Below are 1,542 nucleotides of genomic sequence, written 5' to 3' on the forward strand. Positions count from 1 at the left end.
TGTATTTCTAGGATGTAAAGGATCATATGATTCCGGAAGTTTTTCAAATGGTTCAATATCAACTAACCTTTTTTTAATTTTAAATGGAGAAATTAAACATGAAAATACTTTATTATCCCAACACAATGCTTCTACAGTGTTAGAATCAGAATCATAATGTGTTACTTGATAAAGAGAAATTAACCAATTTTCAGACCAACGGCTTAAATTCACTTCATCTTTTGGATTCCAACCGAAACCAAGTGAGGTGCCTGTATTGCTAACTGTAAGAACTGTGCTGTCTTGAATAGAAGCCACATAATCTTGAATAAGACAAATATATGGGTCTTCGCCTGTCATTGATTGGTGACGGTCAACATATTTAAGAGCATAATCCATTAGTTTTTTATTAAACGCATTATCAATTATAAATTCACACATTCTAGGTTCAAATCCTAAAGAATTTGCAAATCTAGTTGCTCTTTCTGAATCTAGTTGAGGGTTTCCATCAATAATAAAAATACCTTGCCATATTTCAATTGTATTTTTAGTTATTTTTCCTTCATCTATCAAATCATGAATGCAACACAATACAAAACCACTATCTGAACCACCGCTATAACCTAAAGAAACCTTACCATAACTATCAATAATTTCTAGAATTGCTCGTTTGGTTTCTTCTTTTAATTTGAAAGGATTTTCAGTAATCCATAAGGGGTAATTAAGTGTAATCTCAAATTCACCTTCAAATTTTGGAGTTAATAAATCATTCATAATTTCTTTTTATTTCATAAATTAAAAATATGAGATTACCCATAATACTTAAATATATGAAAATATCCAATGCATTTAAAAAAGCAAAAGGTATTATGAAGAAAGAAGGCAAACAACCATTTTCTACAGTAAACCAAGTATCTTTAAAGGCAGAACCGGAAGTTGGCTCAAAACGTGTGTTCCATATTCGTGATCTAACGTGAGAATAAACTTTAATGATTACTGCTAAAGAAATAATAAACAAAGGAAATTGAACTGGAATGGAAATATACAATAAAATCCATGTAATAACACCAACCATAGAATCAAAATATCTTCCATAATCTGTTACCGTATTGGAAATTCTGGCATAATTACCATCCAAATAATCTAGGGCCCTACCTGTATACCACAAAAAAGCAGCCAACAAGATATGAGTATCAAAGTAAAAAAATGCAGCTAAAGGGAAAGCTAAACTTAATACTGTGATAAAATCTGCTGTGATTGGAACTTTCCAATCCCATAATTTTTTTGTTATAAACTTACCAACATCATCATGATATGACATAATATATTATTTCTCCTTCAACATTTTCTGCAATTCAGCAGTACTCCCTACAAACAATGCGTTTGTCACATTCTTTGGTGCGTTGTTAGGAACCTCTTTAAGTTTTCTCATTTTCTCTTGAAGGTCACCAAGTTTTTCAGTGACTTCAGCAACCTGTTTGATAAGGTTTCCGGCAACTTCGTATGCTCGTGGATGGTCCGATTCTTTGGCGAGTTCCAGTATTCCTTCCACTGCATCCGTTC

Annotated in this window: 3 protein-coding genes; all 3 read right to left on the minus strand. The window is 32.2% G+C overall.

What is annotated here, in order from left to right; all coding sequences use genetic code 11:
* Nucleotides 1–753 (minus strand): hypothetical protein (locus AACY61_RS13550; protein ID WP_339612116.1); only part of this gene is annotated, 753 nt, incomplete at its 3' end.
* Nucleotides 746–1,300 (minus strand): CDP-alcohol phosphatidyltransferase family protein, encoded by a 555-nt coding sequence (locus AACY61_RS13555; protein ID WP_339612117.1) that lies wholly within the window; start codon nt 1,298–1,300, stop codon nt 746–748. The genes AACY61_RS13555 and AACY61_RS13550, both read right to left, overlap by 8 nt.
* 6 nt (nt 1,301–1,306) lie before the next feature.
* Nucleotides 1,307–1,542, minus strand: a 236-nt coding sequence (locus tag AACY61_RS13560; RefSeq protein WP_339612118.1) for a hypothetical protein, incomplete at its 5' end; no start/stop codon positions are given.

Source organism: uncultured Planktosalinus sp., from assembly GCF_963973675.1.
Lineage (GTDB): Bacteria > Bacteroidota > Bacteroidia > Flavobacteriales > Flavobacteriaceae > Planktosalinus.